The 24,671-nt window shown below is 74.4% G+C and carries 25 protein-coding genes; 17 read left to right on the top strand and 8 right to left on the bottom strand.

Features of this window, described 5'->3' with window-relative positions:
- Window positions 1-55: 55 nt before the first annotated feature.
- Window positions 56-976 carry a diacylglycerol/lipid kinase family protein gene (locus ACI792_RS09815; protein ID WP_456602433.1) on the top strand — a complete coding sequence of 307 codons (921 nt, stop codon included), beginning with the start codon at window positions 56-58 and terminating at the stop codon, window positions 974-976.
- A gap of 4 nt (window positions 977-980) precedes the next feature.
- On the opposite strand, the gene ACI792_RS09810 is transcribed toward ACI792_RS09815, so the two are convergent.
- Complete coding sequence (locus tag ACI792_RS09810; protein ID WP_456602432.1) at window positions 981-1,787, bottom strand: crotonase/enoyl-CoA hydratase family protein; 807 nt, start codon at window positions 1,785-1,787, stop codon at window positions 981-983.
- Between the two features lie 71 nt (window positions 1,788-1,858).
- Between ACI792_RS09810 and ACI792_RS09805 the strand changes: the two genes are divergently transcribed.
- Window positions 1,859-2,263: a DoxX family protein gene (locus ACI792_RS09805; RefSeq protein WP_456602431.1), complete on the top strand. Its 405-nt coding sequence runs from the start codon at window positions 1,859-1,861 to the stop codon at window positions 2,261-2,263.
- A 10-nt stretch (window positions 2,264-2,273) separates the two neighbouring features.
- Here ACI792_RS09805 and ACI792_RS09800 read toward each other — a convergent pair whose 3' ends face one another.
- Window positions 2,274-4,184, bottom strand: a complete 1,911-nt coding sequence (locus ACI792_RS09800) for an FAD-binding monooxygenase (RefSeq protein WP_456602430.1) — start codon at window positions 4,182-4,184, stop codon at window positions 2,274-2,276.
- A 75-nt stretch (window positions 4,185-4,259) separates the two neighbouring features.
- Here ACI792_RS09800 and ACI792_RS09795 point away from each other — a divergent pair, with 75 nt between their 5' ends.
- From ACI792_RS09795 to ACI792_RS09780, 4 genes are all read left to right on the top strand, one after another.
- Window positions 4,260-5,009 carry an IclR family transcriptional regulator gene (locus ACI792_RS09795; RefSeq protein WP_456602429.1) on the top strand — a complete coding sequence of 250 codons (750 nt, stop codon included), beginning with the start codon at window positions 4,260-4,262 and terminating at the stop codon, window positions 5,007-5,009.
- Between the two features lie 93 nt (window positions 5,010-5,102).
- On the top strand, window positions 5,103-5,807 hold the full coding sequence (gene fabG, locus ACI792_RS09790) for a 3-oxoacyl-ACP reductase FabG (protein ID WP_456602428.1): 705 nt from the start codon (window positions 5,103-5,105) through the stop codon (window positions 5,805-5,807).
- Entirely contained in the window at window positions 5,807-6,580 is a 774-nt protein-coding gene (gene fabI, locus ACI792_RS09785; protein ID WP_456602427.1) for an enoyl-ACP reductase FabI, read from the top strand. The genes fabG and fabI overlap by 1 nt, the downstream gene beginning before the upstream one ends.
- A 38-nt stretch (window positions 6,581-6,618) precedes the next feature.
- Entirely contained in the window at window positions 6,619-7,785 is a 1,167-nt protein-coding gene (locus ACI792_RS09780) for a ferrochelatase (protein WP_456602426.1), read from the top strand.
- A gap of 84 nt (window positions 7,786-7,869) precedes the next feature.
- Here ACI792_RS09780 and ACI792_RS09775 read toward each other — a convergent pair whose 3' ends face one another.
- Window positions 7,870-8,601 carry a hypothetical protein gene (locus ACI792_RS09775; RefSeq protein ID WP_456602425.1) on the bottom strand — a complete coding sequence of 244 codons (732 nt, stop codon included), beginning with the start codon at window positions 8,599-8,601 and terminating at the stop codon, window positions 7,870-7,872.
- 73 nt (window positions 8,602-8,674) lie between these two features.
- On the opposite strand from ACI792_RS09775, the gene ACI792_RS09770 reads away from it, so the two are divergent.
- Both ACI792_RS09770 and ACI792_RS09765 read left to right on the top strand, forming a co-directional pair.
- On the top strand, window positions 8,675-9,109 hold the full coding sequence (locus ACI792_RS09770; RefSeq protein WP_456602424.1) for an NfeD family protein: 435 nt from the start codon (window positions 8,675-8,677) through the stop codon (window positions 9,107-9,109).
- 78 nt (window positions 9,110-9,187) lie between these two features.
- Complete coding sequence (locus tag ACI792_RS09765; RefSeq protein ID WP_456582934.1) at window positions 9,188-10,426, top strand: SPFH domain-containing protein; 1,239 nt, start codon at window positions 9,188-9,190, stop codon at window positions 10,424-10,426.
- 163 nt (window positions 10,427-10,589) lie between these two features.
- Here ACI792_RS09765 and ACI792_RS09760 read toward each other — a convergent pair whose 3' ends face one another.
- Window positions 10,590-11,558, bottom strand: a complete 969-nt coding sequence (locus ACI792_RS09760; protein WP_456602423.1) for an RNA polymerase sigma factor SigF — start codon at window positions 11,556-11,558, stop codon at window positions 10,590-10,592.
- Window positions 11,555-12,046, bottom strand: a complete 492-nt coding sequence (locus tag ACI792_RS09755) for an ATP-binding protein (RefSeq protein ID WP_456602422.1) — start codon at window positions 12,044-12,046, stop codon at window positions 11,555-11,557. The genes ACI792_RS09760 and ACI792_RS09755 overlap by 4 nt, the downstream gene beginning before the upstream one ends.
- A gap of 225 nt (window positions 12,047-12,271) precedes the next feature.
- On the opposite strand from ACI792_RS09755, the gene ACI792_RS09750 reads away from it, so the two are divergent.
- Both ACI792_RS09750 and ACI792_RS09745 read left to right on the top strand, forming a co-directional pair.
- Window positions 12,272-14,092, top strand: a complete 1,821-nt coding sequence (locus tag ACI792_RS09750) for a SpoIIE family protein phosphatase (RefSeq protein WP_456602421.1) — start codon at window positions 12,272-12,274, stop codon at window positions 14,090-14,092.
- Between the two features lie 58 nt (window positions 14,093-14,150).
- Complete coding sequence (locus ACI792_RS09745) at window positions 14,151-15,161, top strand: DNA topoisomerase IB (protein WP_456602420.1); 1,011 nt, start codon at window positions 14,151-14,153, stop codon at window positions 15,159-15,161.
- Window positions 15,162-15,221: 60 nt separating this feature from the next.
- Here ACI792_RS09745 and ACI792_RS09740 read toward each other — a convergent pair whose 3' ends face one another.
- Both ACI792_RS09740 and ACI792_RS09735 read right to left on the bottom strand, forming a co-directional pair.
- Window positions 15,222-15,614, bottom strand: a complete 393-nt coding sequence (locus tag ACI792_RS09740) for an STAS domain-containing protein (protein WP_091933845.1) — start codon at window positions 15,612-15,614, stop codon at window positions 15,222-15,224.
- Window positions 15,615-15,873: 259 nt separating this feature from the next.
- A complete protein-coding gene (locus tag ACI792_RS09735) occupies window positions 15,874-16,287 on the bottom strand; it encodes a hypothetical protein (RefSeq protein WP_456581138.1) in 414 nt (137 codons plus the stop codon).
- 192 nt (window positions 16,288-16,479) lie between these two features.
- Here ACI792_RS09735 and ACI792_RS09730 point away from each other — a divergent pair, with 192 nt between their 5' ends.
- The 7 genes from ACI792_RS09730 to ACI792_RS09700 all read left to right on the top strand — a co-directional run bounded on the left by ACI792_RS09730 (window position 16,480) and on the right by ACI792_RS09700 (window position 23,403).
- Complete coding sequence (locus ACI792_RS09730; RefSeq protein ID WP_456602419.1) at window positions 16,480-17,055, top strand: DUF1360 domain-containing protein; 576 nt, start codon at window positions 16,480-16,482, stop codon at window positions 17,053-17,055.
- Window positions 17,056-17,193: 138 nt separating this feature from the next.
- The gene (gene ku, locus ACI792_RS09725; RefSeq protein WP_456602418.1) at window positions 17,194-18,195 is read left to right on the top strand and encodes a non-homologous end joining protein Ku; all 1,002 of its coding nucleotides are present in this window, start codon (window positions 17,194-17,196) and stop codon (window positions 18,193-18,195) included.
- Between the two features lies 1 nt (window position 18,196).
- Window positions 18,197-19,165 carry a non-homologous end-joining DNA ligase gene (gene ligD, locus ACI792_RS09720; protein ID WP_456602417.1) on the top strand — a complete coding sequence of 323 codons (969 nt, stop codon included), beginning with the start codon at window positions 18,197-18,199 and terminating at the stop codon, window positions 19,163-19,165.
- Between the two features lie 34 nt (window positions 19,166-19,199).
- On the top strand, window positions 19,200-20,132 hold the full coding sequence (gene ligD, locus ACI792_RS09715) for a non-homologous end-joining DNA ligase (protein WP_456602416.1): 933 nt from the start codon (window positions 19,200-19,202) through the stop codon (window positions 20,130-20,132).
- Window positions 20,133-20,183: 51 nt separating this feature from the next.
- Window positions 20,184-21,065 carry a formyltetrahydrofolate deformylase gene (purU, locus tag ACI792_RS09710; protein ID WP_456581143.1) on the top strand — a complete coding sequence of 294 codons (882 nt, stop codon included), beginning with the start codon at window positions 20,184-20,186 and terminating at the stop codon, window positions 21,063-21,065.
- A 191-nt stretch (window positions 21,066-21,256) separates the two neighbouring features.
- Window positions 21,257-21,745 carry a Fur family transcriptional regulator gene (locus ACI792_RS09705; RefSeq protein ID WP_456602415.1) on the top strand — a complete coding sequence of 163 codons (489 nt, stop codon included), beginning with the start codon at window positions 21,257-21,259 and terminating at the stop codon, window positions 21,743-21,745.
- Window positions 21,742-23,403: a catalase gene (locus ACI792_RS09700; RefSeq protein WP_456602414.1), complete on the top strand. Its 1,662-nt coding sequence runs from the start codon at window positions 21,742-21,744 to the stop codon at window positions 23,401-23,403. Before ACI792_RS09705 ends, ACI792_RS09700 begins: the two co-directional genes overlap by 4 nt.
- 254 nt (window positions 23,404-23,657) lie before the next feature.
- Here the strand turns inward: ACI792_RS09700 and ACI792_RS09695 are convergent, their stop codons facing one another.
- Window positions 23,658-24,605 (bottom strand): proteasome assembly chaperone family protein, encoded by a 948-nt coding sequence (locus ACI792_RS09695; RefSeq protein ID WP_456602413.1) that lies wholly within the window; start codon window positions 24,603-24,605, stop codon window positions 23,658-23,660.
- Window positions 24,606-24,671: the final 66 nt, after the last annotated feature.

Here is a 24,671-nt window from a genome sequence, read left to right as displayed (position 1 = left end):
GCGGTGCGGTGCGGCCAGTACGGTCGGCCGTCCGTCCGACCAGGCAGGAGGCCCGATGTCCGGTGACCCGGAGATGCTGCTCGTGGTGAACCGGGCGGCGGGCACCGCCCAGGACGACCGGGTGGAGGCCGCGGTCGCCGGGCTGCGGAAAGGTGGCGACGTATCCGTCGCCGCCACCGCCGACGCCGCTGACCTCGACGAGGCGCTGGCCGCCCACCCCGGCTCCCGTGTCGTGGTGCTGGGCGGTGACGGCTCGGTGCACGCGGTGGTCGCCGCCCTCGACCGGGCCGGGCGGCTCTCGGCCGACGAGCCGGTCGGCATCATCGCGTGCGGCACGGGCAACGACCTGGCCCGCACCCTCGGGCTGCCGCTGGACCCGGCCGACGGCGCCGCGGCCGTGCTGGCCGGCGTGCCGCGCCCGCTGGACCTGCTGCGCGACGACGCCGGGGCCGTCGTGGTCAACGCCGTCCACGCCGGGGTGGGTGCGGAGGCAGCCGCGGAGGCGCACCGGCTGAAGCAGCGGCTGGGTGCGGTGGCCTACCCGGTGGGCGCGGCGATCGCGGGGCTGGGGGACACCGGCTGGCCGCTGCGGGTGGAGGTCGACGGGCGCGTCGCCGTCCACGAGGCCGAGGCGTGGGCCGCCGACGGCGAGCAGCCCGTGCTCATGGTCGGGGTGTGCAACGGCGCGACGATCGGCGGCGGCACAGCGCTCGCCCCGGACGCGCGGCCCGACGACGGCCTGGCCGACGTGGTGGTCTGCGCGGCGACCGGACCGGTCGCCCGCGCGGCCTACGCGGCGGCGCTCACCGCGGGCCGGCACCTCGACCGGCCCGACGTGCTGCTGCTGCGCGGCCGCGAGGTGCGGATCTCCGGCGGGCCGGTGCCCGTCGACGCCGACGGTGAGCTCGGCGAGCTGCGGCAGACCGGTGGCTGGCGGCTCGCGCACCACGCCTGGTCGGTGCTGGTGCCCCGGTAGCGGCTCAGGCGCGGCGCTCCAGCCGGCGGCGGACGACGGCGGCCTGCTCCGGCGAGCCGATCAGCGCGCCGATCTCCGCCTGCTCGGCGGCCAGCCCCTCGGCGAGCGGCACCCGGCCGGCGAGGTCGACCAGCCGCTTCACCGCCCGCGTCGCGCTGCGGCTGTGCCCGGCGATCTCGGCCGCCAGCTCCAGCGCGGCGGCGAGCGGGTCGGCGGCCTCGCGGGTGGCCAGCCCCAGCCGCACCGCCTCGGTGCCCGACACCTTCCGCCCGGTCAACGCGAGCTCCTTGGCGACGTCGCGGCCGACCAGCTCGGGCAGCAGCTGGGTGCCGCACATGTCGGGCACGATGCCCCACAGGATCTCCATCAGCGACAGCTGCGCGTCCGGCGCGACCAGCCGGATGTCGGCACCGAGCGCGATCTGCAGGCCACCGCCGAAGGCCACGCCGTGCACCGCCGCGATCACCGGCGCGGGCACCAGCGACCAGACGTGCACCACCTGCTGGGCCAGCGCGCCGGCCGCGCCCAGCGGCTCCGGGGCGGTCGCCTCGCGCTCTCGGGTCCGCTCCTGCCCGCGTTCGGCCATGTCCGCGAAGGAGCCGAAGTCCAGGCCGGCGCAGAAGGCCCGGCCGGCCCCGGTGAGCACCACCGCGCCGACGTCCTCCCGGGCCATCAGCTCCTTCCCGGTGGCCAGTATCGCGGCGAACATCGCCTGGTCCAGCGCGTTGAGCTTCTCCGGTCGGTCCAGCCGGACGGTCGCCACGCCGTCGGTCACCGTGAGCGCCACCCGGCGCGAGACGTCGTCAGCCACCTCCGCTGTCTACGGGCGGCCCGTCCCGCCTGTCAACGGCGGGTGCCGGCGCGCGGGGCTACCGTCCGTGCATGCCCGCCGCCGCCGCCCGCACCGCTGCCCGCCTGCTGCTCGGCGCGGTCATGGTCGGTGCCGGCGTGCTGCACCTGACCACGCAGCGGGAGGAGTTCCGGGCCCAGGTACCGGCCTGGTTCCCCGTCGACGAGGAGTTGACCGTCCTGGCCTCGGGCGTCGTCGAGATCGCGCTGGGGGCCTCGTTCATCGCGCTCCCGCGGAAGCGGCGGCTCGTCGGCGGGCTGCTGGCGGCGTTCTTCGTGGTGATCTTCCCCGGCAACGTCGCGCAGTACGTCGAGGGCACCGACGCCTTCGGCCTGGACACCGACCGCAAGCGGTTGGTCCGGCTGTTCTTCCAGCCGCTGCTCGTGCTGTGGGCGCTGTACGGCGGCGGCTGGGTGCGGCGCCGCCGGCACGACTGACGCCCGCCCGTCACCGCGCGTCGAGCAGCACCCCGGACAGGAGGCGGCTCAGCTCCTCGTGCGCGTCCAGCGGCAGCACCGCCGACACGTGCTGGTCGGGCCGGACCAGGACCATGCACCCCCGCTCGCGGTCGACGCCGCGCAGGTCGAAGACGTCGTCGCTCTTCGGGTCGGGGGCGAACGCCTTCTCGTGGTCGACCAGCCCGAACCGGCCCTTGCGCGGCAGCAGCGCGGGAGGGAGCGACTCGACGGCCAGGTCCCGGTGCCCCTGCTGGAAGACGCCGCGGACGTCGATCACCGAGTCGGGGGCGGCGCCCGCAGGGGTGTACCGGGCCACCGGCGATCCCGCCGACCCGAGGTGCTCCAGCACCGCGCGGGCGCGCGAGGCGGGGGAGGTCGGCTCCGCGGCATCGGCGAAGACGTACAGCCGCCAGGCACCGTCCGCGCGCGCGACGTGCCCCAGCTGCACGGGCTTGGCGTCGGCGACCCGCACCACGGGGGCGGAGTGGAACCGCATCCCCACCGGGTAGCCCTCGGCCAGCGCCTGGTGCTCGCCCTCCCCGGTGATCAACGACGGCGCGTACCGCGTGGCGACACCGGCGGTGAACCGGCCCTGCCGCACGAAGTAGCGCTGGAACTCCTCGGGGTCCACGCCCTCGTCGCTGCCGCCCTCCTCCCTCGGCGGCGCGCTGAACATGCGGGCGAACTCGCGGTCGAAGTCGATGAGCTCCTGGGCGACCGCCTGCCGCTCCTCGGAGTAGGTGCGCAGCAGCTCGGGCCGGGCGGTGCCCCGCAGCACCGCGGCCAGCTTCCACCCGAGGTTCCAGGCGTCGGCCATCGAGACGTTCATGCCCTGGCCGGCCTTGGCGCTGTGCGTGTGGCAGGCGTCGCCGGCGATGAAGACCCGCGGCAGCCGGGTGGACTCCTCCTCGGCGGGGACGTCGTCGAACCGGTCGCAGAGCCGCTGGCCGATGTCGTAGACCGACCACCAGCCGACGTCCTTCACGTCGATCGAGTACGGGTGCAGGATCCGGTTGGCGACGGCGGCCAGCTTCTCGGGCGTGACGGTGCGCCGGTCGTGCAGGTCCCGGTCGGCGACGGCGTCGAGCTCGATGTAGAGCCGGACGAGGTAGCCGCCCTCGCGCGGGATGACCAGCAGGTTGCCCTGGTTGGCCGAGTGGACGGCGGCCTTCAGCCGGATGTCGGGGAAGTCGGTGACCGCCAGGACGTCCATGACGCCCCACGACGAGTTCATCGGATCGCCGACGAGCTCCCGGCCGATCGCCGTCCGGACGCTGCTGCGCGCGCCGTCGCAGCCGACGACGTACCGCGCGCGGATCGTCGACGTCTCGCCGGTCTCCCGGCCGCCGGTCACGTGCCGCAGGGTGACCGTCGCGCCGTCGGCGTCGACCTGCACGTCACTGGCGTGCAACCCGTAGAACGGCTGCAGCCGGCCCGCCGACCGTGCCATGTGCTCGCGCAGCCAGGCCAGCATCCGCGCCTGGTTCACGATCACGTGCGGGAACTCCGACAGGCCGTCCTCGACGTCCTGGACCCGGCCGGTGCGCGTGATGCGGGTGCGGTCGGCCGGGTCGGGGCGCCAGAAGGCGACCTCGTTGACCCAGTAGGCCTCCGCGACCAGCCGGTCGGCGAGGCCGAAGGCCTCGAACATCTCGACGGTGCGGCAGGCGACGCCGTCGGCCTGGCCGACCTGCAGCGGCCCGTCCCGCCGGTCGACGACGACGGTGCGGATCTCGGGGAAGGCGGCCAGTTGCGCGGCGAGCACGAGACCGGCCGGGCCGCAGCCGACGATGACGACGTCCGCCTCGTCGGGCAGCCCCTCCGGCCGGGTCGCGACCGACGGGTGCGGCTCCTCGACCAGCGGATCGCCGGGCCGGTAACCATCCAGGTAGAACTGCACTGCTCGACCCCCTCGTCGTGGTGCGCCGCACCGACCGTGCCCGACGTTCCGCAGAGGGGGATAGCCTTTTCTGCTGTGAGGAACAGGCCGGCGTACGCCATCGGCTCGGTGGACTCCGCCCTGCTGCTGGCCACGCTGCTCCAGCAGGAAGGTGCGCTCCGGGTGACCGACGTCGCGGCGCGCCTCGGCGTCTCGGTGTCCACGGCGCACCGGCTGCTGGGGATGCTCGTCTACCGCGACTTCGCCGAGCAGTTGCCCGACCGCCGGTACGCGCCCGGGCCGGTCCTGCGCCCCGACGGGGTGCCGCAGGCGCCGGTCGCCGCCCTGCGGGAGGCCGCCCTGCCGCACCTGAGGCGGCTGGTCGACGCGGTGGGGGAGACCGCCAACGTCGTGCTGCTGGCCGGGGCCGACGTGCGGTTCGTCGCGACGGTGGAGAGCCGCCAGGTGCTGCGCGTGGGCGACCGCACCGGCCGCATGCTGCCCGCCCACCTCGCCTCCGGCGGCAAGGCCGTGCTGGCCACGATGGACGCCGCCCGGCGTGCTGCCGTCCTCGGGCCGCTGGACCCCGACGTGGCCGCACGGCTGGACCGCGAACTGCGCACCGTGGGGCGCCGGGGCTACGCCGTCAACGACCAGGCCACCGAGGCAGGGCTGACGGCGGTCGGGGTCGCCGTCCCGGCGGCGGGTGGCTTCGAGGGGGCGGCGCTCTCCCTCGCCGCGCCCTCGGCGCGGTACTCGGCGGACCTGCTGCCCGGTTGGGTCGCCCACCTCGCGGACGCCGCGGCCGCGGTCGCCCGGGACCTCGCCGGCCGCCCGGTCGCGTGAGGCGGTGATCACGTACCCGCCGGTATCCGGTGGGACCGGCGGGCAGGCACTAGGTTCGGGGGCGACCGGGTCGTCGGCACAGGGGAGTGGGACGTGGGCAGGTCGGTGCTCGTGACCGGCGGGAACCGGGGGATCGGGCTCGCCATCGCCCGCGCCTTCGCCGAGCAGGGGGATTCCGTCGCCGTCACCCACCGCGGGAGCGGCGCACCCGACGGGCTGTTCGGCGTGCGCTGCGATGTCACCAGCAGCGAGGACGTCGACCGCGCGTTCGGCGAGGTCGAGGAGCACCAGGGGCCGGTCGAGGTGCTGGTGAGCAACGCCGGCATCACCCGCGACGGCCTGCTCATGCGGATGAAGGAAGCGGACTTCACCGACGTCGTCGACGCCAACCTGACCGCCGCGTACCGGGTCTCCAAGCGCGCGGCCGCCAAGATGGTGCGCGCCCGTTCGGGGCGGATGGTCTTCGTCTCCTCGGTCGTCGGGCTGCTCGGCTCGGCCGGCCAGACCAACTACGCGGCGAGCAAGGCCGGGCTCGTCGGCCTGGCCCGATCGATCGCCCGCGAGCTCGGCAGCCGCGGCATCACGGCCAACGTCGTCGCGCCCGGCTTCGTCACCACCGACATGACCGCGGAGCTGCCGGAGGCCCGGCAGAAGGAGATCCTCGGGCAGGTGCCGCTGGGCCGGTACGCCGACGCCGACGAGATCGCCGGCGTCGTGCGGTTCCTGGCCTCGGACGCGGCGGCCTACATCACCGGGGCGGTCGTCCCGGTCGACGGCGGACTGGGAATGGGGCACTGATGAGCGGCATCCTCGAGGGCAAGAAGATCCTGATCACCGGGGTCCTCACCGAGGCGTCGATCGCCTTCGCCACCGCCCGGATCGCGCAGGAGCAGGGCGCCACCGTCGTGCTCTCCAACTTCGGGCGGGCGCTCTCGCTGTGCCAGCGGATCGCCAAGCGGCTGCCGCAGGAGGCCGCCGTCGTCGAGCTCGACGTCACGGACGACGAGCACCTCTCGACGCTGGCCGACCGGCTGCGCGAGCAGGGCTTCGAGACCCTGGACGGCGTGGTGCACTCCATCGGCTTCGCGCCGCAGGAGGCGATGGGGGAGGGCTTCCCGGAGGTCGCCTGGGAGCACGCCGCCACCGCGTTCCAGGTCTCGTCCTGGTCCTACGCCTCGCTCACCCAGGCCTGCCGGCCGCTGCTGGCCAACCCGTCGTCGGTCGTCGGGCTGACCTTCGACGCCTCCGTCGCCTGGCCGGTGTACGGCTGGATGGGCGCGGCCAAGGCGGCGCTGGAGTCGGTCAGCCGCTACGTGGCCCGCGAGCTCGGCCCCGAGGGCGTGCGGTCCAACATCGTCGCCGCCGGGCCGCTGCGCAGCATGGCCATGAAGTCGATCCCGGGCAGCAAGCAGTTCGAGGAGGCGTGGGAGGGGCGCGCGCCGCTGGGCTGGTCGGTCACCGACACGGAGCCCGCTGGCAAGGCGGTCGTCGCCCTGCTCTCCGACTGGTTCCCTGCCACCACGGGCGAGATCGTCCACGTCGACGGGGGCTTCCACGCCGTCGGCGTGTGAGTGCATCCGCCGACGCCCCGCAAGAGGAAAGAACCCACGTGCCCCGCGCCAACGTCGACATCACCCCTGCCGGTCAGCGTCCCGACGAGGACCCCTCGCTGGCCGTCCGCAACAACGGCGGCGTCCCGCCGTCGGCGGAGCCCGCCCCGCCCGGGCGGCGGGAGGCGCTGCTCCTGCTCTCCTTCGGCGGCCCCGAGGGCCACGACGACGTCATGCCGTTCCTGGAGAACGTCACCCGTGGGCGCGGCATCCCGCGCGAGCGGTTGGCGGAGGTCGCCGAGCACTACCACCACTTCGGCGGCGTCAGCCCGATCAACGACCAGAACAAGGCCCTGCTCGCGGCGCTGGAGGCCGAGCTCCGGGCGGCCGGGATCGACCTGCCGCTCTACTGGGGCAACCGCAACTGGGCGCCGTACGTCGAGGACGTCTGGCAGCAGATGACCGACGACGGCATCCAGCACGCCTACGTGCTCGCCACCTCGGCCTACGCCTCCTTCTCCGGGTGCCGGCAGTACCACGAGGACATCGCCCGCGCCCGGGCCGCGCTCACCGGGGACGCCGCGGCACCGGGTGGGCCGACCGCGGAGAAGCTGCCGCACTACTTCGACGCCGACGGCTTCGTGCGCGCCAACGCCGACGCCCTCACCGCGGCGCTGGCGGAGCTGCCCGAGGAGGTGCGCGACTCCGCGCGCCTGGTGGCGACCGCGCACAGCATCCCCGACTCGATGGCCGCCGTCGCCGGGCCGGAGGGGCACGCCTACGAGGCCGAGCTCCAGGCCGCCGCCCAGCAGGTCGTGGACCTCGCCGCTCCCGGCCGCCCGTTCGACCTGGTGTGGCAGAGCCGCAGCGGCCCGCCGTCGGTGCCGTGGCTGGAGCCCGACGTCAACGACCACCTGACGGCCCTGGCGCAGGCCGGGGAGAAGGCCGTCGTCCTCTTCCCGGTCGGCTTCGTCAGCGACCACCTCGAGGTGATCTGGGACCTCGACAACGAGGCCGAGGAGACCGCCGAGGAGCTCGGCCTCGCCTTCGCCCGGGCCGCCACCGCCGGCACCCACCCGGCGTTCGTGACGGCGCTGCGGGAGCTGCTCGAGGAGCGCCGGGCAGGCGGGGAGCCCCGCCTGGGCACCAACTGCCCGGCCTCCTGTTGCTACGTCCAACGTCGGCCTACCGGCCCCCACGGCGGCCAGGAGCCGTCCCCGGCCTGATCGGAGCCGCTGCTTCGTGCCTGCGCGGGACCCTCCGGGCCCCACTCGGCGCGGGTCGCCCGGCGGCGACGGATCCCGCCGCCGTCACCTCGGGATGTCGTTGTAGGCGGCGGTGATCGCCCCGCGCACCGCGTCGGCCAGCGGGCGCAGGGCGGAGTCCCGGGCGGCGATCTGCGCCTGGTTGACCGCCGCACCCGGCGCGTCGGTGGTGGCCAGATCGAGCACCGCGGCCAGCCGCTGCGCCCGCCCGAGCACCGACAGCGCCAGCGGGTCGTGGTCGAACGGCAGGCCGGGGGCCGGCTTCGGCCGCGCCAGGTCGGCCAGCAGCGCGGGGACCTCGGGGTGCCACCGCGCGAGGTCCAGCCCGGCCAGCGTCCGGGCGGCGTCGCCGACGGCGAGGTCCAGCGCGCCGGACACCGACCGGAGCGTGCCCTCGACCGGCGGCGGGGGCAGGGCGCCGGTCAGCGGGAACGCCGTCCAGGTGACCACCTCGGGGCCCGACCGCGGCACCAGGGCCACCCGCTCGCCGACCGCGGCCTGGCCGGCCTCCAGGGCCGCCGGTGCGAGCCCGGGTACCGCCGGCAACCCCCGGACGTCGCCCGGCACCGGCAGCACCAGCCGCAGCCGCCGCTCGCCCAGCCCGCGCAGCGCCGTGAGGGCCGCGCCGAGCGGGACGGCCGCGGGCTCGCCCGGCAGGCCGGTGACGAGGTGGGCGTGCTCGCCGGTCAGCGCCTCCAGCGTCTCGTCGTAGGAGCTGCGCCCGGAGAGCCAGGCGGTGGCCCAGACCGCGAGCCGGCCGGCGGGGACGTCGTGCACCGGTCGAGGTTACGACGCGGCGGCCGCTCCGCAGGCGGGCGTCCCGGGCGCCCGGCTCTGCCAGACTCGGGCCATGGCGTGGTTGCTGTGGTTGATCGGAGCCGGGGCGCTGGCGGTCGGGGAGATGTTCACCCTCGACCTGGTGCTGCTCATGCTGGCCGGTGGGGCCGTCGGGGGGATGGCGGTCGCGCTGCTGGGTGGGGCGCTGTGGTTGCAGCTGGCGACCTTCATCATCGTCTCGGGTGTCCTGCTGGTGGCGGTGCGGCCGATCGCGAAGAAGCAGCTCACCGACCGCACGCCGCTGCAGCTCGACGGCGTGGACACGCTGATCGGCCGGACGGCGGTCGTGAGCGCGGACGTCGACGCCTCGGGCGGCCGGATCCGGCTGGGCGCCGACGAGTGGAGCGCCCGCAGCCAGCACAGCGCGGAGTCCTTCACCGTCGGCGAGACCGTGCGCATCCTGCAGGTCGACGGCGCGACGGCCGTCGTCGGGGACGCGCTGGAGTGAACGCCGTCCCCAGGGTGCTGACCCGGCCGGACCTGGCAGGGCAGGATCGACGGTGACCCCCGACGAAGGGAGCCAGCCGTGGATGCGGCGCTCATCGCACTGATCGTCGTCGCCGTGCTCGTGATCATCGTGATCGCGAAGAGCGTGACGATCGTCCCCCAGGCCCAGGCCAAGGTCGTCGAGCGACTGGGTCGGTACAGCCGCACCCTCTCGCCCGGCCTCTCGGTCCTGGTGCCGTTCGTCGACCGCGTGCGCGCGACGATCGACCTGCGCGAGCAGGTCATCTCCTTCCCGCCCCAGCCGGTGATCACGGCCGACAACCTGCAGGTCGGCATCGACACCGTCGTCTACTTCCAGGTGACCGACCCCCGGCTGGCCGTGTACGGCATCGCCAACTACATCACCGGCATGGAGCAGCTGACGACGACGACGCTGCGGAACGTGGTCGGTGGCCTGAACCTCGAGGGGGCGCTCACCGGGCGCGACGGGATCAACAGCCAGTTGCGCTCGGTGCTCGACGGCACGACCGGGCCCTGGGGTCTGCGGGTGGCGCGCGTGGAGATCAAGGCCATCGACCCGCCGCCCTCCATCCAGGACTCGATGGAGAAGCAGATGCGCGCCGACCGCGACAAGCGCGCCATCATCCTGACCGCCGAGGGTGCGCGGCAGTCGGCCATCACCACGGCCGAGGGCGAGAAGGCCGCGGCGATCCTCTCCGCCGAGGGCAAGAAGCAGGCCGCGATCCTCGAGGCGGAGGCCGAGCGGCAGAGCCGCATCCTGCGCGCCGAGGGTGAGCGCGCGGCGCTGTACCTGCAGGCGCAGGGTCAGGCGAAGTCGATCGAGACGGTCTTCCAGGCCATCCACGACGGCAAGCCCGACCAGGGTCTGCTGGCCTACCAGTACCTGCAGACGCTGCCGCAGATCGCGCAGGGCGACGCCAACAAGATGTGGATCGTCCCGAGCGAGTTCAGCAAGGCGCTGGACGGGCTGGCGAACCTCGGCGGCGCCGGGGAGGGGAAGTCCTGGATGGACGTGCCCCCCGCCCGCGACGGTGACGGCGGCAGCGGCCCGAAGGACGGCGGGCTGGACACCAGCACCTGGTTCGAGTCGCAGCTGCCGCGGGCGGCCGACCAGCCCGAGGCGAAGATCGAGCTCTCGAGCATCACCGACACCGCACCCGCGGTGCCGACGCCGCCGCCCCTGTCGCAGGTCGCCCAGGACGTGCGGGACAGCGGTCCGGCCGCCGATCCGCGCAACCGGGCCGGCAGCGACGACCCGGACGCGCCGGACGGCCCGCCGCAGCTGCCTGCGCAGTAGCGACCGCCGGACGCCGATGGCCCAGAACTCGTGGAGTTCTGGGCCATCGGCGTCCACGGCCTTCTCCAGGGGCCCGCCCTGAGCCTGGCGACGTGCTGGTAGGGCCTCCCTGCAGGGGCCCGCGCCTGAGCGTGCGAGGTGCGGGGGGCAGGGAGGCCCTTCCTCAGTCCTTGAGCAGGCCCTCGCGGAGCTTGGCCAGGGTCTGGCTGAGCAGGCGGGAGACGTGCATCTGCGAGATGCCGATGTCGGCGGCGATCTGCGACTGGGTCATGTTGCCGAAGAACCGCAGGATGAGGATGCGGCGCTCGCGGGCCGGGATGGTGGCCAGCAGCGGCTGGAGCGACTCGCGGTACTCCACGCCCTCCAGCGCGGCGTCCTCCTCGCCCAGCGTCGCCGCCAGGGTGGGGGAGTCGTCCTCGCCCGAGAGCCGCTCGTCCAGCGAGCTGCTGCGGTAGGCGTTGGCCACGGCCAGGCCCTCCAGCACCTCCGCGCGCGGGATGCCGAGGTGCTCGGCCAGCTCCGACGGCGTGGGCGCACGGCCGTTCTTCTGCGCCAGCTCGCCCACCGCGGCGTTGAGCGACAGGTGCAGCTCCTGCAGCCGGCGCGGCACCCGCACCGACCAGCCCTGGTCGCGGAAGTGCCGCTTGATCTCCCCGGTGATCGTCGGGACGGCGAAGGAGAGGAACTCCACGCCCCGCGTCGGGTCGAACCGGTCGATGGCCGCGATCAACCCCAAGGTGCCGACCTGCAGCAGGTCGTCGAAGGGCTCACCGCGGTTGCTGAACCGGCGCGCGAAGTGGCGCACCAGGGGGAGGTGCTCCTCGACCAGGATCTCCCGCAGCCGCTCCCGGCGGGGGTCGGCCTTCTCCAGCGTGGCGAGCTCCGCGAACAGCGGTGCCGTCCGCTCGGCCCGGCGCCGGTTCTCCGACAGCGGGGGCGCGTCCGGCTCCACCTCGGCCACCGGCTCGGCGTCGGCCACCGGCGCGGCGTCGGCCACCGGCGCGGCCGAGGTGCCCCGAGTGGGCTGCTCCGGGATGGCGACCGGCTCGTCCGCCGGGGGGGCGACCGGCGTGCCGTCGGTGGCGTCCAGCGGTTCCTCCTCGACGGAGTCGGCGGCGGCCGACCGGCTCACCGGGCCACCGAGACGTTGTCGTCGCTGCCCACGCCGGCCGGGCGCTGGCCCGGCAGGTACTTGGCGAGCGAGATGACGGCGACCGGGACGTCGTCACCGTTGCCGCCGGGCATCTCGCGCTCGGTGGACCGGCGGCCCTCCACGGAGTCGACCAGGGCAGCCAGCACCGCCCAGCCGAACCCGTCGGTGGGCACCTCGGTGCCGTCGGAGGTGGGCACCCAGGCGCTGATCTGCAGGCCGGCCCGGGTGGTCTCGAAGACGACCGTGAGCGGCGCATCGCCCTCCACGATCGTCGACAGGGTGGCGCAGGCCTCGTCGACCGCGAGGCGCAGATCCTCCACCGCGTCGAGGTCGTAGTCCATGCGCATCGCCAGGTCACCGGCCATGGCCCGGACCGCGGGCAGCTGGGTCGGGGTGGTGGGCACCCGCAGCTCCAGCCGTTCCGCGCGCCGTCCGTCCTGCGCGAGGGGGGCCCTCGAGTCGACCATCCGTCGTCCGCTCCTTCGTTCCCGGCGCGCTCGACCCTCGAGCCGCGGCGGTCCTACGTGTCGGGCGGCCCGGCCTCCGGTGGGGGCGCGGACCGGGCTCCCGGTCGGTGCACAAGGATGCTGCCTACCCGGCCCGCACCGACCGCAAAACGTGGCGCGGACCACGGGTTCTGCGCCCCGGGACGCGGTTGCCGCCACCGGGGCCCTGCTGTTTGCTGGCCGGAGATGAGCACCGGTTCCGGCAGTCTGCCACCCCGCACCGACGGCGCCCTGGACGAGGGCTCCGCCGTGCTGCTCGCTGCCATGGAGAGCTCGCCCGACGCGCTGTTCTGCCTCGCGGCAGACGCCGCCGAGCCGCTGTGGGCCAACGCCCGCGCCCGGGGCCTGGAGGCGCGCCGCGGCGGCCTCCCCGAGCTCTCCGGTCGCCCGCTGGCCGACCTCGTCGACGCCGCGGTGCGCGCCGGCCGGACCGAGACCCTCAGCGGCGCGCTCGGCCCCGAAGGACCCATGGCGACGGCCACGGTGCGTCCCCTCGCGGTCGCCGGCGGGCCGGGTGCCCTCCTGGTGATCGAAGCGCTCGCCGCCGACGACGTCCACCGGGCGCAGCAGGCCTTGTTGCCGCCGTCGCTGCCGATGCTCCCCGACGTCGTGCTGTCCGGCAGCTACCACCGCGCCACCGAGATCTCGGCGGCTGGCGGTGACTGGTACGACGCCGTGCCGCTGGGCAAGGGGCGGGTGGCCCTGGCGGTGGGCGACGCCGTCGGGCACGGGGTGGCCGCGGCCGCTGCGATGAGCCGGCTGCGCGGCGCGCTGCGCTCGGTCCTGCTCGGCGACCCGGAGCCCGCAGCCGTGCTCGCGGCGCTCGACGCCTTCGCCGCCCAGATGGACGACGTCGAGGGCACCTCGGTCTTCTACGGCGTCCTGGACGCCGCCAGCGGGCGCCTGGTCTACAGCGCTGCCGGGCACCCCGCGCCGCTGGTGGTGGACGCGGGGGGCCGCAGCACGTTCCTGACCGTGACCCCCCGGCCCCCGCTCGGCAGCCTCCCCGGGGCTCCTGCCCCCCTGCACGAGGCGCAGCTGGCCCAGGGCGCCACCCTCGTGCTGTTCTCCAACGGCGCGGTCGCCGGACTCGACGAGCCCCCCGCCGAGGCGCTCGAGCGGCTCGGCTCCGCCGCCCGTGAGGCGCTGGACGAGCCCGGTGCCCTCGACGTCGAGGCGGCGGCTGGGCTCGCCGGGGCGATCGCCGAGGGCGTGCGCCGGCCGCACGGCTGGCTCGACGACGTCGCCGTCCTCGTCGCCCACCGGCGGGCCACCACCCACGAGGCGCTCCGGTTGGACCTGACGGCGGTGCCGGCGGCGCTGCCCGGCGTGCGCCGCCGGCTCAACGCCTGGCTGACCGAGCTGGGCATGGGGGAGCAGGACCGGGTGGGGGTCATGGTCGCCGTCGGGGAGGCCTGCGCCAACGCCGCCGAGCACGCCTACCGGGGCGCCGAGCCCGGCCCGATGTCGGTGACCGCGCAGGTCGACGTCGACGGCGTCCTCACCGTCACCGTCCAGGACGAGGGCACCTGGCGCCCGCCGGACCGCGACCCCGGCGACCGGGGGCGCGGGCTGCTGATCATGCGGCAGCTGGTCGACGGCGTGACCCTGACGGAGGACCACGGGACGACGGTGACGTTGAGCTTCCGGCTGCGGCGGACCCCGGACGAGGAGACCGATCCGCAGCGCGTCACCGACGGCGCCGACGTGGTGGTCGACCGCGAGGGCCCGCGCCCCGTCGTGCGGGCGGGGGGTGCCATCGACGCCGCCGCCGCCGAGCAGCTGCGCATCCGGATGCTGGAGGCCAGCCACGGCGGCGCCATCCCCATGGAGCTCGACCTCTGCGAGGTCGCCCTCTTCAGCAGCGCGGCGGTCCGCGTCGTGCTGGCCATGGCGCGCATCGCCCGGGACGAGTCGTGGCGCCTGGCGGTGCACGCCCCCGCGGGCGGCGTCACCCGCCATGTGCTGGAGATCAGCGGCCTGGACGGGCTGGTCGACCTCCGCTGAGCTGTGACCCTGCGTACCACGGCGTTTGCGGAACGCCTCCGGTGCCCATGGACGGTCCGTGAGACTGCGGCGCAGCGACGTGCACGGCCCCGGCTTCCGACGCCGCAGGGCCGGGCGCGGCTTCGCGTACTACGACACCGACGGCACCCTGATCCGGGACGACGAGCGGCTGGACCGCATCCGGTCGCTCGCCGTCCCGCCCGCCTGGAAGGACGTCTGGATCTGCCCGTGGCCCAACGGGCACATCCAGGCGACGGGGCTGGACGCCGCGGGACGGCGGCAGTACCGCTACCACGACGAGTGGCGCGCCCGCCGGGACGCCGAGAAGCACGAGCGCGTGCTCGAGATCGCCCGCCAGCTGCCCGATGTGCGCGACGCCGTGCGCGCGGGCCTGCGCAGCCGCGGTCTCAGCCGGGAGCGGGTGCTGGCCACCGCCATCCGGCTGCTCGACCTCGGTGCGTTCCGCGTGGGCAGCGAGCAGTACGAGGAGGAGAACGGCACCTATGGCCTGGCCACGCTCAAGCGCTCCCACGTCTCGGTGCGCGGCGAGCGGACCTTCTACTCCTACGTCGCCAAGGGCGGCATCGAGCGCGAGGTGGAGATCACCGACCGGCCGACCGCCACCGTCGTCCGCCAGCTGCTCGAGCGCCCCGCCGACGCGGGCGAGGACCTGCTCGCCTACCAGACCGAGGACGGCGAGTGGCGCGACGTCACGAGCGCGGAGATCAACGCCTACCTCAAGGAGATCAGCGGCGCCGAGATCTCGGCCAAGGACTTCCGCACGTGGACGGCGACCGTGCTCATGGCGGCCGCGCTCGCCGAGGCGCCCCCGCCGGCGTCGAGGACCGCCCGGAAGAAGCTGGTCAGCGCCGCGTACAAGCGGGTCAGCGAGCAGCTGGGCAACACGCCGGCGGTCTGCAAGGCCAGCTACGTCGACCCCCGCGTCGTCGACCGGTTCGAGCACGGCGAGACGGTCGCCGAGGCGCTGGGGGAGGCGGACGAGGCGGAGGCCGACCGGGACACCCAGAAGGTGCTCGAGCAGGCCGTCTGCCGTCTGCTCACCGCATGAGCACGACGAAGGCCCCCCGGCGGACCGGGGGGCCTTCGTCGTGCTCGGGACGAGGCGTCGCTAGCGGGCGTCGGCAATCGTGAAGAGATCGATCAGGCCGGTCACCTCGAGCGGCCGGGTGACGGCGCGCGTGGTGGCGATGAGGCGCAGGGCGACCTCGCGGCTGCGGGCCGACTTCTGCGTCTCGACCAGGACGGCGAGACCGGCCGAGCCCAGGAACTGGACGCCGGACAGGTCGATCACCAGCTCACGCGGCTGCTGCTCGAGCTGGCTGTCGAGGGTCGAACGGAGGACCGGAGCGGTGAAGGTGTCCACCTCGCCGACGACCGTGACCGTGACAGCGCCGTCCTCGTCGGTGGAGGTCGACAGCGTGATCACGTCGTCGAAGGGTGCCTCGGTGCCCTCGGTCGACACGTCGGGCTGCCCCTCGGCGGGCAGGTCGGAAGTGGTCACGGACAGTGGCTCCTCTCGGCGGACCCGGACGACGGGCCGCCCGGACAATCTACCGCTCCGCGTCTCCGGGGGCCCGGGCCCCCGGCTCGCGGTGGTCGAACGTGTCGCGCACCGGGCCACCGGGCCCGGCACGTTGCGGCTGCCTGCTGAACCGCTGACCCAACGTAGACAACCTGCCGGGCGCGCGCCAACCCACCCCCCCGGCGGGCACCCGGTCGGGGCCACGGGGGGTGGGTCGGTGGTGCGTGGGGGGAGGGGCTCAGCCGTCTATGACGTGGACGGCGGACTCCTCGGGACCCTCACCCCCCACGGGGAGGTCCGCGGTGGCCTCCACGTCGTCGGCCGTGCGGTTGGTGCCGGAGTCGCTCTCGGGGGTGGTCGAGGTGTCCTGCTCCAGCTGGGCCTCCGCCCGCGACGGGTCCTCCGCCGGCCGGACGTCGAGCGCGTCGTCGGGCAGCTCCCGCTCCAGCCGGCCGGTGAGCGACTCGCCCTCGGACTGCTCCCGGGCGGTGGTGCCGAAGTCGGTGGTGGCGGTGGGCCGCTCGCCGGGCAGCGGCGCGAACTGGGGATCCTCCTTCCACGCCTGCGTGGGGGAGTCGTCCTGCGCCACCTCGGGGATGCCGTCGTCCTCGGGGAAGACGTCGCGCGCGGTCTGGCCCTCGGGCTGCGTCATGCGGTGCCTCCGTCTCTGCGCGGGGTGCGCGCGTGGTTCTCGCCGGCGTCGCACGGGGACGCCGCGCCGGTCGGGGGACCGGCGTCGGACTCCCGCCCTACCCGGGTGCCCGGCCGCCATGCGCCGGTGTGGGTCCTGGCACTGCCTCCGTGCGGGCGGCATGGTCGTGCGCCCGCCGGGTAGCGGGGGGCCATGGCGATCGCAGACGAGGTCCAGCGGGTCGGAGCACCCCTCCGCCGGTGGGCACGCACCCAGAAGCGCGAGTACACCCAGGGCGAGCCCCGGCCGCTGGCCGGGGACCTGGGGGCCATGGGCGTCTACGCGAGCCTGGTGGCCGGCGGCGCCGCGGCGGTGCGGGCCGCCGGCAAGCAGCTGCCCGACCGCATCCCGCCGGGCGACGTCGCGCTGCTGACCATCGCCACGTTCCGGCTGGCCCGCCGCATCGCCAAGGACCCGGTCACCAGCCCGCTGCGGGCACCGTTCGTGCGCTACGAGGGGACGTCCGGGCACGCCGAGGTGGCCGAGGAGGTGCGGGAGCACGGCGGCGTCAAGCACGCCGTCGGCGAGCTGCTGACCTGCCCCTTCTGCCTGGCCCAGTGGGTGGGGACGGCGTTCGTCTTCGGGTACGTGACCGCGCCCCGGGCCACCCGGCTGGCCGCGCTGACCATGACGACGGTCGCCGGCTCCGACGTCCTGCAGTTCGTCTACGACTCGATCCAGAACGGGGCGCTCGCGCCGGCGGACGACGGGGCGGCCGAGCAGGTGTGAGAGGTCCGCGGTCCTCCGTCGGGGGGACCCGGCGCGGCGTTCGCGCTGCCGCGGAGGGCGCCGCGGACCTATCCTGCGATCTTGACCCGGCTGCGGGTCCGGGACCGCCCATCGGAACGGGCGCGAGGGAGGGTCGGCATGCGATCGATCTGGCGCGGCGCCGTGTCGTTCGGCCTGGTCAGCATCGGCGTGAAGCTGTACTCGGCCACCGAGGACAAGGACATCCGCTTCCACCAGGTGCACGCCGCCGACGGCGGCCGCGTGAAGTACCGGCGGGTGTGCTCGGTAGACGGCGAGGAGCTGGAGTACTCCGACATCGCCAAGGGCTACGAGCTGCCCAGCGGCGAGGTGGTGATCCTCACCGACGAGGACTTCGAGGAGCTGCCGCTCAGCACCCGCCGGGAGATCGAGGTCCTGGAGTTCGTCGACCAGGGCGAGATCGACCCGATCATGTTCGAGAAGACCTACTACCTGGAGCCCGACGGCCCCGCGGCCCGCCCCTACGTGCTGCTGCGCGACGCGCTGGAGAACGCCGGCCAGGTGGCGATCACGAAGATCGCGCTGCGGCAGCGCGAGTCGCTGGCGGCCCTGCGCGTGCGCGACGGCGTCCTGGTGCTGCACACGATGCGGTGGCCGGACGAGATCCGGCGCCCCGACTTCGCCTTCCTCGACGAGGACATCTCGGTGCGGCCGCAGGAGCTGACGATGGCCGAGGCGCTCATCGGCTCGATGACCACCGAGTTCGACCCGACGCAGTTCACCGACGACTACCGCGAGGCGATGACCGCCCTGCTGGAGGCGAAGCAGAGCGGCGGCGAGGTGGCCCAGCCGGCGGCCGAGGCCCCGGACGACGGTGCCGCCGTCGTCGACCTGATGAGCGCCCTGCGCCGCAGCGTCGAGCGGGCCCGGGGCGGCTCGGCGGACGACGCCCCCGCCGAGCCGGCGAAGAAGGCGACGTCCGCGCGGAAGGCCGCGCCGCGGAAGGCGGCGGACGACACGGGGGAGAAGGCGCCGGCGAAGAAGGCCGCCGCGAAGAAGGCCGCCCCCCGGAAGGCGGCGGCCACCCCGGCGAAGAAGACGACCGCGCGGGCCGCCGGCGGCGACAAGCCACCGGCCAAGCGGGCCCGCCGCAGCGCCTGAGGTGGCGGCGCCCGAGCCGGCCGACCTCCCGCTGCCGATGCTCGCCGTCCCCGGGGAGATGCCCGCCGAGGACGACGGGTGGGGCTTCGAGTTCAAGTGGGACGGCGTCCGGGCGGTCGCCGGGGTGCGCGACGGGCGGCTGACGCTCGCCTCGCGCAAGGGCGGCGACATCACCGTCCGCTACCCCGAGGTGGCGCGGCTCCCGGAGACGCTGGCCGCTCGCGACGCCGTCGTCGACGGTGAGGTCGTGCTGATGGACGCCCGGGGGCGGCCGGACTTCGGCGCGCTGCAGAGCCGCATGCACCGCACCGGGCCGGAGGTGCCGCGCCTGGCGACGGCGGCGCCGGTGAGCTACCTGGTCTTCGACCTGCTCGCCCTCGACGGCACCGACCTGCGCTCGCACCCCTACGCCGAGCGCCGGGAGCTCCTCGACGAGCTGGCCCCGGCCGGTGGCCGCTGGGTGCTGACGCCCTGGTTCCCGGGTCAGGGCGCGGAGGTGCTGGCGGCGAGCGAGGAGAACGGCCTGGAGGGCGTCGTCGCCAAGCGGCTGCGCTCCCCGTACCGCGAGGGGGTCCGCAGCCCCGACTGGCGCAAGATCAAGAACTTCCTGACCCAGTCGGTCGTCGTGGGCGGGTGGCGGCCCGGGCAGGGACGGCGCGCGGGCACCATCGGCTCGCTGCTCGTCGGCGTGCCGGACGAGGACGGCCGGCTGGTGTACGTCGGGCACGTGGGCACCGGCTTCGGCGACCAGGACCTGCGCGACCTGCAGCGGCTGCTCACCCGGCGGCGCACCCCGCCCTTCGACGGCCACCTGCCCCGCGAGGTCACCCGCGACGCGCACTGGGTGGAGCCCGACCTCGTGGGCGAGGTGGCCTACGCGGTGTGGACGGCGGAGGGCCGGCTGCGGCACCCGATCTGGCGCGGCGTCCGGGACGACCTCGAGCCCGATGACGTGGTGCGGGAGTCGTGAGCACCGTGAGCGGAGCGTCCCGCGGGAGCGAACCATGAGCCCCGCCAAGCAGCTCGTCGAGATCGGCGGCCGGCGGCTCGCGGTGTCGAACCTGGAGAAGGTGCTCTTCCCCGAGGTCGGCTTCACCAAGGCGCAGGTCATCGACTACTACGTGCGGATCGCGCCGGTGCTGCTGCCGCACGTGGCCGGTCGCCCGGTGACCTTCACCCGGTGGCCCGACGGCGTGGAGGGGCCTGCGTTCTTCGAGAAGAACAGCGCCCGGCACGCCCCGGACTGGGTGCGCCGGGTGACGCTGCCGAGCCCGGGCAGCTCGCGGGGGCGCGAGACGCTCGACATGGTCCTGCTGGCCGACGTCCCGGACCTGGCCTGGGCGGCGAACCTGGCGGCGCTGGAGGTCCACGTGCCGCAGTGGCGGGTCGACGACGACGGGGTGGCCCAGCTGCCCGACCTGCTGGTGCTCGACCTGGACCCGGGGCCCGAGACCGGCCTGTACGAGTGCTGCCTCGTCGCCGAGCGCCTGGGGGAGCGGCTGGAGGCCGACGGGCTCGATCCGGTGGTGAAGACGTCGGGCTCCAAGGGCATGCAGGTGTACGCGCCGATCGAGACGCCCGATGACCGGGAGCACCCCAGCCGGTACGCGAAGAAGCTGGCGCAGGAGTTGTCGGCCGAGACGCCCGACCACGTCGTCTGGCGGATGGAGAAAGCGCTGCGCCCGGGGAAGGTCCTCATCGACTGGAGCCAGAACAACCCGGCCAAGACGACGGTGGCGCCGTACTCGCTGCGGGCGCGGGCGGGGGCGACGGTCTCGACGCCCATCGGCTGGGACGAGGTCGACGCCGTCCGCGACGGCTCCCTCGACCCGGCCGAGCTGCGCTTCACCACCGACCAGGTGCTGGCCCGCGTCGAGGAGTACGGCGACCTGTTCGACGTCGCCGGCGCCGTGCGCGCATCCCTTCCCGGGGTGTGAGCGGCCGCCCCTCTCCGGGGGCGCCGGCCCGGCTCTGGGACGATTCCGGCCATGTCCGCCGCTGGTCAGCTCGATCCCCGCACCGCCGACCTGGGACGGCTCGTCGTCCGCTGCCCCGACCGTCCGGGGATCGTCGCGGCGCTCAGCGGTCTGATGGCCGACGTCGGCGCGAACATCACCGAGTCCCAGCAGCACTCCTCCGACCCCAGCGGCGGCATCTTCACCCTGCGGCTGGAGTTCGTGCTGGCCGACCTCGCCGGCCGGCGCGCCGAGCTCGAGGAGCGGCTGGGCGAGCTCACCCGCGCCTGGCGGCTCACCTGGCGGCTGGTCGAGGCCGCGCACCGCCCGACCGTCGCCGTCTTCGTCAGCCGCACCGACCACGTGCTGCAGGAGCTGATCTACCGGGTCCGCGCCGGTGACCTGCGGGCCGACATCACCGCGGTGGTCAGCAACCACCCCGACCTGGAGCCGGTGGCGGCCGCGGCCGGCATCCCCTTCCACCACGTGCCGGTCACGCCGGGCGCCAAGGCCGAGGCCGAGACGCGGGCGCTGGAGATCGTGGGCGACGTCGACCTGGTGGTGCTGGCGCGCTACATGCAGATCGTCTCGCCGGAGTTCTGCGCGCGGTTCCCCGAGCGGCTGATCAACATCCACCACAGCTTCCTGCCGGCGTTCGTGGGCGCGAACCCGTACCAGGCCGCACACGACCGCGGGGTGAAGCTGATCGGCGCCACCGCGCACTACGTGACCGCCGAGCTGGACGCCGGGCCGATCATCGAGCAGGAGGTCGCCCGCGTCGACCACCGCGCCACGGTGGAGGACATGCGGCGGGTCGGGCGCTACGTCGAGCGGCAGGTGCTGGCCCAGGCGGTGACGTGGCACGTGGAGGACCGGGTCATCGTCGAGGGCGACCGCACCATCGTCTTCGCCTGACCACCACGCCCCCGTCCGCGCGATGATCAGGTGACCTGATCGCGCGGTGTCCTCCCTCGTGGTGCACGGTGAGGGAGGACGCTCGATGATCAGGGAGGCTGATCGTCGGGGCGGCGAGGCCCGGCCGTCGTCACCCACAGTGGACGCCCTTTTCTTGACTGACTCAAGAAAAGGGCGTTGGATGGGTCCCGATGGAGACGACCTGGGCGCACCAGCTGCGAGAGGCAGGGCTGCGCGTGACGCGTCCCCGCCTGTCGGTGCTGAGCGTGCTGGGCGACCGTCCGCACGCGGACGCCGAGACGATCGTGACCGGCGCCCGCGTGCTGCACCCGTCGCTGTCCCCGCAGGCCGTCTACGGCGTGCTCAAGGCGTTGGTCGCCGCGGGGATCGCCCGCCGGATCGAGCCCGCGGGTGCGCCCGCGTTGTTCGAGCTGCGGGTCGGCGACAACCACCACCACCTGGTCTGCCGCTCGTGCGGCGCGGTCGCTGACGTCGACTGCACCGTGGGCGCAGCCCCCTGCCTGGCCCCGTCGGACACGGCCGGCTTCGTCGTCGACGAGGCCGAGGTCGTGTTCTGGGGCCTGTGCCGGACCTGCCAGGACCGCGGCCGCAGGGTCGCGGACGCCGCCGAACCCGAGCGGCTCGAAGAGCACGGAATCCGAGGAGGAACGAGAGCATGACCGACGTCGCATCGCAGGGCACGGCGCCCAGCCAGGCCGACAAGCCGGTCCTGACCAACCGTCAGGGCCACCCGGTCTACGACAACCAGAACCAGCGGACGGTGGGCGCCCGGGGCCCCGCCACGCTGGAGAACTACCAGTTCCTCGAGAAGATCAGCCACTTCGACCGGGAGCGGATCCCGGAGCGCGTGGTGCACGCCCGCGGCGTGACCGCCTACGGCTACTTCGAGGCCGACGGCACCGTCGGCGACGAGCCGATCGCGACGTACACCCGCGCGAAGCTGTTCCAGGAGAAGGGCAAGCGCACCGACGTCGCGCTGCGCTTCTCGACCGTGGCCGGTGGCCGCGACTCCTCGGAGATGGCCCGCGACCCGCGCGGCTTCGCCGTGAAGTTCTACACCGAGGAGGGCAACTGGGACCTCGTCGGCAACAACCTGGGCGTCTTCTTCATCCGGGACGCCATCAAGTTCCCCGACTTCATCCACTCGCAGAAGCCGGACCCGGTCACCTTCGAGGCCAACGTCGCCGAGCGCGCGTTCGACTTCTTCAGCCAGACCCCCGAGGCCATGCACATGGTCTCGCTGGTCTTCAGCCCGCGTGGGCTGCCGGCGTCCTACCGGCACATGCAGGGCTTCGGCGTGAACACCTACAAGTGGGTCAACGCCCAGGGTGAGACCGTCCTGGTCAAGTACCACTGGCTGCCCAAGCAGGGCGTGAAGTCCTACACCGCCGCGGACGGTGCCGCCGTCCAGGCGCAGACCCTCGGTGCGCACACCAAGGACCTCTACGACTCGATCGCCGCCGGCGACTTCCCGTCGTGGGAGCTGCACGTGCAGCTCATGAGCGACGACGAGCACCCCGAGCTCGACTTCGACCCGCTGGACGACACCAAGGTGTGGCCGGAGGAGGTCTTCCCGCTCCGCAAGGTCGGGACGATGACCCTGAACCGGATGCCCGAGGACTTCTTCGCGGAGAACGAGCAGATCGCCTTCGGCACCGGCGTGCTGGTCGACGGGCTGGACTTCTCCGACGACAAGATGCTGGTCGGCCGGACGTTCTCCTACTCCGACACCCAGCGCTACCGCGTGGGGCCGAACTACCTGCAGCTGCCGGTGAACCGCCCCAAGGTGCCGGTGAACACCAACCAGCAGGGCGGCCCGATGTCCTACGGCCGCGACAACGTGGGCGCCAACCCGCACGTCAACTACGAGCCGTCGATCACCGGCGGGCTGCGCGAGGCGACCTACCCCACGCACGACGAGCAGGGCCCGGTCATCAACGGCCGGCTCACCCGCAAGCGGATCCCGCGGACCAACGACTACAAGCAGGCCGGCGAGCGCTACCTGCTCAGCGAGCAATGGGAGAAGGACGACCTGGTCACCAACCTGGTCGGCGCCCTCCAGCAGTGCCGCCGCGAGATCCAGGAGCGGATGGTCTGGCACTTCTTCATGTGCGAGGACGAGTGGGGGCAGCGCGTCGGTGACGCGCTCGGCATCACCGCCGACGACGTCCGGGGCCTGCCGCCGCTGCAGACCCAGACGCTCACCGAGGAGGAGCAGCAGCGCGCCGCCAACCTCGGCAAGAACGGCCCGCGCGACGTGACCGGCCTGGTCATGACGCACTGCGTGCCCAACGAGCGGGTCGTCGTCGCCGGCTGATCCTCGGGCGACACCAGCACCACCGCGGCGGGCCGCGACCGGATCACCGGTCGCGGCCCGCCGTGCGTCGTCCGCCGGTCCCGACCCCGCGGCCAGGTGCGCCGCGGGCCGGCCGAGCAGGTCCGGCCGGCGGCGTCCTCCCTCACCGCAGCGCGTCCACCCTCACCGCACACCGCGAGGGAGGACACGCCACGATCAGGGAACCTGATCCCGGCCCGGGGCGCGCGGGGTCGCTGGGCCGGCGACGAGGGGGCTCACTCCCGGCGGCGGTCCTGGTCGGCGAGGAACCGCTCGAACTCGGCGCCGATCTCCTCGGCGCTGGGCACCTCGCCGGTGCTGCCGAGCAGGTCGGTGCCCTCGCGGGCGGCGGTGAAGGAGTCGTACTGCTGCTCGAGGGCCGCGACGACGGCGACGTTGTCGGCCGACCGCGCGATCTGCGCGTCGACCTCGGTGCGGTGCAGCTCGGCGGCCTCGCGCAGCGCCTCGGTGGGCAGCCGCAGGCCGGTGAGCTGCTCCAGGTTCTCGAGCAGCGCGAGCGACGCGGCGGGGTAGGTGGCCTGCGCCAGGTAGTGGGGCACGTGGGCGGCCACCCCGAAGGCGTCCACCCCGGCCTCGCCCATGCGCAGCTCCAGCAGCGCCGAGACGCTGCCCGGGATGCGCAGCTCGCCCCAGTAGACCGGGTAGGACTCGATCAGCTGCCGGCGCGTGGCGTGGGCGGTGACGGTGACCGGCCGCGTGTGGGGGACCGGCATCGGGATCGCCTGCAGCGCGGCGACGGAGGTGACGCCGAGCCGCTCGACCAGCCCGCCGACCGCGGCGACGAAACGCTCCCAGGCGTAGTCGGGCTCGGCGCCGTGCAGCAGCAGGAACGGCGCGCCGGCGTCGTCCTCGACGGCGTACAGCAGGATCTCCGGCGCGGTGAAGGCTTCGTAGCGGTCGGCGTTGAAGGTCATGCGTGGCCGGCGGGCCCGGTAGTCGACGAGGCTGTCGACGTCGAAGCGGGCGATCACCTCGTGCGGGAGGCCGGCCAGCAGGTGGGCGCCGGCGAGCGTGCCGGCGGAGGCGGCGTCGAAGTCGCCGGCCAGGTCGTGCACCAGCACGAGCCCCTGCCGCTCGGCCGCGTCGCCGACCGCCGCTTCGCGGGCGAGGAACGGCTCCGCCGCCGGGAGCAGCTCGACCAGGTCGTCCGGTCGCTGGGCCACGGGGCACCTCCTGTGGGGGTCGTGCGGCGTGACGGCGGGTCACACCTCGCCCGGTAGAGCCGCCGG

It is taken from the genome of Blastococcus sp. SYSU DS0669 (assembly GCF_054050895.1).
This window is presented reverse-complemented; position numbering and strand designations above follow the sequence as displayed.